4 protein-coding genes are annotated in these 5,308 nt (G+C 69.7%); 3 read left to right on the top strand and 1 reads right to left on the bottom strand.

Translation table 11 applies throughout. The features are described 5' to 3' along the window. Nucleotides 1-792: UDP-N-acetylmuramate dehydrogenase (locus GX015_RS02335; protein ID WP_291342491.1), on the top strand; the 792-nt coding region annotated here is incomplete at its 5' end. Nucleotides 793-1,390: 598 nt separating this feature from the next. On the opposite strand, the gene GX015_RS02330 is transcribed toward GX015_RS02335, so the two are convergent. Next, nucleotides 1,391-3,160, bottom strand: coding sequence for a long-chain-fatty-acid--CoA ligase (locus GX015_RS02330; protein WP_291342490.1), 1,770 nt, complete (start codon nucleotides 3,158-3,160; stop codon nucleotides 1,391-1,393). Nucleotides 3,161-3,389: 229 nt separating this feature from the next. On the opposite strand from GX015_RS02330, the gene mshA reads away from it, so the two are divergent. Beyond that, nucleotides 3,390-4,703, top strand: a complete 1,314-nt coding sequence (gene mshA / locus GX015_RS02325) for a D-inositol-3-phosphate glycosyltransferase (protein WP_291342487.1) — start codon at nucleotides 3,390-3,392, stop codon at nucleotides 4,701-4,703. Nucleotide 4,704: 1 nt separating this feature from the next. Further along, on the top strand, nucleotides 4,705-5,235 hold the full coding sequence (locus GX015_RS02320; RefSeq protein ID WP_291342485.1) for a YbjN domain-containing protein: 531 nt from the start codon (nucleotides 4,705-4,707) through the stop codon (nucleotides 5,233-5,235). The last annotated feature ends 73 nt before the right edge of the window (nucleotides 5,236-5,308 follow it).

The raw sequence follows: 5,308 nt of genomic DNA, 5'->3' as shown, positions 1-5,308 counted from the left end.
GTGGAGATGTCCGTCGCCGCCGGATTCGGCGGGCTCGAGTGCCTGTCCGGCATCCCGGGCTCGGCGGGCGCGACCCCGGTACAGAACGTCGGCGCGTACGGGGCGGAGGTGTCGTCGACGCTGGAGGGCGTGCGCCTCTACGACCGCCGCACCGGCGCCGACGAGTGGGTGTCGCCCGAATCGCTCGAGCTGGCGTACCGCTTCTCGAACCTGAAGTTCACCGCCCGCGCCGTCGTCCTGGCCGTTCGGTTCCGGCTCACCGTCGACGGGCTGTCCGCGCCGCTGCGCTATGGCGAGCTGGCGAAGCGCCTGGGCGTCGGGCCGGAGGAGGGCGCGTCCGGAGAAGCGCGGCGGCCCGTCGCCGATGTGCGCGAGGCCGTGCTGGCGCTGCGCCGCGGCAAGGGCATGGTGCTCGACGACGCCGACCACGACACGTGGTCGGCCGGGTCGTTCTTCACCAACCCGATCGTCGGGGAGGCCGAGGTGGAGGGCGTCCGCGAGCGCGTCGCTTCGGCGTGCGGCGCCGAGGTGGCCGAGTCGATGCCGTCGTACCCGGGAGGGAAGCTGTCGGCGGCGTGGCTCATCGAGCGCGCGGGTTTCCCGAAGGGCCATCCCGGCGAAGGGGCTCCCGCTCGCTTGTCGACGAAGCACACCCTCGCACTCACCAACCGCGGAATGGCCACGTCGGCCGACCTCATCGCCCTTGCCCGGGAGATCCGCGACGGCGTCCGCGATGCGTTCGGCGTGACCCTCGTGCCCGAGCCGGTGTGGATCGGCGCCGAGCTGGATTAGCGCGGCTGGCGCGGTACGGGCGAGTCAGCGCGGGCCGGTCGGTGCGAGCGCTGCTGAGCTGAAGCCGTCGCCAAACCACGGGATCGCCTGACTCATTTCCAAACCACGGGATCCAAACCACGGGATCGGCTGATTTCGACCCCTCAAACCACGGGATCGGGGTTGATCCCGAGTTTTGGATCCCGTGGTTTGGCGCATCGGCGGCTGCTCCCGTGGTTTGGCTCGAGAGCGGCCCCGCATCCCCACGTCCAAACCCCGACATCGGCGGCTCGAATCCGCCGCCGTCTCCAAACCCCGACCTCTAAATCCCGACAGGACTCGATTCGGCCGCCCAAAACCCGACATCAGTACTGATCCCGGGGTTTGGCGTGGGCGGGACTGAAGTCGGGGTTTGGTGGGAGAGGGGTGGCAGTTGGGCGAAGCCGACCGGCCCCGAAAACGCCGAGCGCGATGCCGGCCGAACCCGAAAACGCCGAAACCCCCGGCACCGGGTGGTGTCGGGGGAGGTGGGCGTCGTCAAGCAAGGGGCGCTGGACGAGAACGATGCGGAGCCGCGCCGATGCCGGGCCAAGCGAGACCGGGCAAGCGGCGCCGAGCCCTAGCCTCGGCGGGACGCGAGCGAATCGACGGTGCGGCCGGAATCCTCGAGCTGCTTCATCAGCACGTCGCGGACGTCGCGGCGGCGGATCTTGCCCATCTGGTCGCGCGGCATCTCGTCCAGGTGGAAAAACGCGCGCGGCACCTTGTAGCCCGTGAGATTCTCGCGGGCATGGGCGCGGTACGCCTCGATGTCGAGGTTCGCGTAATCGCCCAGCGCGACCGCCGCGACGACGAGCTCGGAGCCGTCCTCGCGGGGCAGGCCCACCACGGTCGCGTCGACGATGTCCGGGTGCTCCAGCAGCACGTCCTCGACCTCGGCGGGGTAGACGTTGAAGCCGCCGGTGATGATGACCTCCTTGATGCGCGCCACCAGGCGAAGGAAGCCGTCCTCCTCCAGCACGCCGACGTCGCCGGTGCGGTACCAGCGGCCCTCCGCGGCGCCGTCGGGGCCGTCGGTGAACGACTCCTCGGTGTCCTCCGGGCGGTTGAGGTAGCCGGCGAAGACCTGCGGGCCGCGGACGATCACCTCGCCCTCGCTGCCGTCCGGCACGTGCTCGGTCGGGTTTTCCGGGTCCACGACCGCGATGTCGGTGTCGGGGAAGGGGATGCCGACGTAACCGGGGCGGCGATTGCCGTCCATCGGGTTGCCGACGATGATCGGCGACGTCTCGGTGAGCCCGTAGCCCTCCACCAGTCGGCCGCCGGTGAGGCGCTCCCACTTCTCCACCGTCGACACCGGCAGCGTCGCCGCGCCGCAGAAGGAGAACTTCACGCCGGTGATGTCGATCTTCTTCTCTTCGGCGGTGGCGATGATCTTCTCGTAGAGCGTCGGCACGCCCGGCACCCAGGTCGGGCGATTGTTCTTCATCACCTTCATGATCAGGTCCATTTCCGCCGCCGGGACCAGGACCAGCTCGGCGCCGATGAGCATGGCCAGGTTGTTGACGATGGTCAGGCCGTAGGCGTGGAAGAGGGGGAGCACGCCGAGGACGGTCTCCTTCTCGTCGCCCAGGCCCGGCACCCACGCCTTGCCCATGAGGATGTTGGCCACCAGGCCGCGGTGCTTGAGCTGGGCGCCCTTGGGCGTGCCGGTGGTGCCGGAGGTGTACATGATCACGGCGACGTCGTCGAGGTCGACGTCGGTGGGGGAGGCGATGTCGCGGCCGTCGCCGCCGACCGCGTCGCCGAGGACGGCGTCGAAGCCCATGACCTGCGGGGCGGGGGCGTGGAGCTTGTCGCGGGAGGCCTTCAGCGCCGGGATCGGCAGCTTCAGCGCGGTGCGCATGACCCACGGCAGATCGCGGCGCATGTCCACGCCGATGATCGTCTCCAGCGGGGTGTCGCGGCGGAGCTCCTCGAGCACGGGCACGGCCTTGTCCCAGCAGATGGCCACGCGGGCGGCGTGGTCGTTGAAGGGATGGCGCAGCTCGTGGGCGGTGTAGAGCGGGTTGTGCTCGATGACTACGGCGCCCAGGCGCAGGACGGCCCAGTAGGCGACGACGTGCTGGGGGCAGTTGGGCATCACGAGCGCGACGTGGTCGCCGCGTCGGACGCCGAGGGCGCGCAGGCCGGCGGCGGCGCGGCGCACCAGCTCGTCGAGTTCGGCGTACGTCCAGCCCCGGCCGAAGAATCGCAGGGCGGTGCGGGCGGAGTGCTGCTCGATCGCCTGGTCGTACACGTCGATCAGGGTGGTGTCCCCGTAGTCGAGGTGCGGCTTGGTCCATTCGGGGTAATGCTCGAGCCAGGTCCTGTTGGCCGATGCGCTCATGAGGTGCCTCCTTCGTAACCTACGAGTGCGTAACTTATCATCATTTCCATATCTACGCAGTCGTCCGGCGCGGCTGCCCGGCGACGGCGCCGGACCGCGCCCCTCTCCTCCGAGTGTTCCGGATTTCGTTCGGGTGCATTGCGCCGCGAGTGCACCCGGGTGAACGGGGCCGTGCACGCGGAGTGAAGAACGTTTGCGGTCCCCGCTTGACGACGGGCATTCTGGAGCCATGAACGGCCACATCGATGCGCGAGGCGCGCACCGGCCCGAGCGGGTCGCGGTCATCTCCATGCACACCTCGCCGTTGGAGCAGCCGGGCACCGGCGATGCCGGCGGGATGAACGTCTACGTGCTGCGCACGTGCCGGGAACTGGCGTCCCGCGGAGTGGCAGTGGACGTGTACACCCGTGCCACGCGCCCGAGCCAGGGCGAGGTCGTGGAGGTGGCGCCGAATCTGCGCGTCATCAACGTCGTCGCCGGGCCGTACGAGGGCCTGGACAAGTCCGAGCTGCCCACCCAGCTGGCGGCGTTCACCGGCGGGGTGCTCACCTTCGCCCGGTGCCATGGTCTGCGCTACTGCGTGGTGCATTCCCACTACTGGCTGTCGGGGCAGGTCGGGTGGCTGCTGCGGGATCTGTGGCGCGTGCCGCTGGTGCACACCGCCCACACGCTGGCCGCGGTGAAGAACCTGCACCTCGCCGACGGCGATTCGCCGGAGCCGGAGTCGCGCCGCATCTGCGAACAGCAGATCTCCGACAACGCCGACGTCATGGTGGTCAACACGGACGAGGAAAAGAACAACCTCACCGAGCATTACGACGCCGACGCCTCCCGCATCGAGGTCATTCCCCCGGGGGTCGACGTGCACCTGTACAGCCCGGGCAGCGATCGCGCGACGGAACGCAGCCGCCGCGAATTGGGCATCCCGTTGCACGCCAAGGTGATCCTGTTCGTCGGCAGGCTCCAGCGGCTGAAGGGTCCGCAGGTGCTGTTGCGCGCCGTCGCGGAACTGGTGGAGCGCCGCCCTCGGCACAACCTCAAGGTGATCATCTGCGGCGGACCCTCGGGCACGGGGCTCGAGCGGCCGGACGAATTCCTCGATCTCGCCGAGGAGCTGGACCTGGGCGACGTCGTCCGCTTCCTGCGGCCGCGGCCGCCGGAGGAGTTGGTGAGCCTCTACCGCGCCGCCGACGTCGTGGCCGTGCCCAGCTACAACGAATCCTTCGGCTTGGTTGCAATGGAAGCGCAGGCCGCCGGCACCCCGGTCGTCGCGGCTCGGGTGGGCGGCCTGCCCATCGCCGTCGCGGACGGGGAGACGGGGCTCCTCGTCGACGGACATGGCCCCGAACGGTGGGCCGATGCGCTCGAGGAACTGCTCGCCGACGACTCCCGGCGCATCGCCATGGCGTCGGCCGCTCCGGCGCATGCGGCGGAATTCTCGTGGGAACGGACCGTCGACAAGCTCTTGTCCGTTTACGATCGGGCCCTGTCCGCGCTCGACGAAGACGATTGCGGCCCGCGCGAGGCCGAAGGGAGCCGATGACATGGCCGGAGAAATGGCGGAAGACAAGGCCGAAGAGAAGGCCGGGACGACGGAGCCGACCGCATTGGCGGCGCTGACGGCGCAGCTCGACCGCATGGGGGTGGAGCACAAGACCGCCGAGCAGTCGGCCATCGTCGTGCTGCCGGGCACCCGCAAGCTCAAGACGGTGTGCCTGCTCACGCCCGCGCCGGATTCGCTGCGCATCGAGGCGTTCGTGTGCCGCAACCCGGAGGAGAACCACGCCGGGGTCCACGAATGGCTGCTCCAGCGCAACCGCCGCCTGTTCGGCATCGCCTACACCGTCGACGCGCAGGGCGACATCTACCTGGTCGGACAGTTGCCGCCGTCGCTGGCCGACGATGACCTCGACCGGCTGCTCGGGCAGGTGCTCGAGGCGGCGGACGGGGACTTCAACAAGATCCTGGAGCGCGGCTTTTCGACGTCGATCAAGCGCGAATGGGAGTGGCGCGTCGACCGCGGCGAATCCCTGGCCAACCTGGAGCAGTTCCGCCATCTGACCGGCGAATCCTGACTCTCGCGCCGTGCGGGAGGGGGCCCGTGGCCGAGGGGCTTTCCCGGAATGGGGGAGCGCGAGCGCTGGCCCC

The sequence above is a fragment of the Corynebacterium sp. genome (genome assembly GCF_012837295.1).
GTDB lineage: Bacteria > Actinomycetota > Actinomycetes > Mycobacteriales > Mycobacteriaceae > Corynebacterium.
Note: the sequence above shows the minus strand (reverse complement) of the source record. Positions and strands in the feature narration are given on the sequence as shown.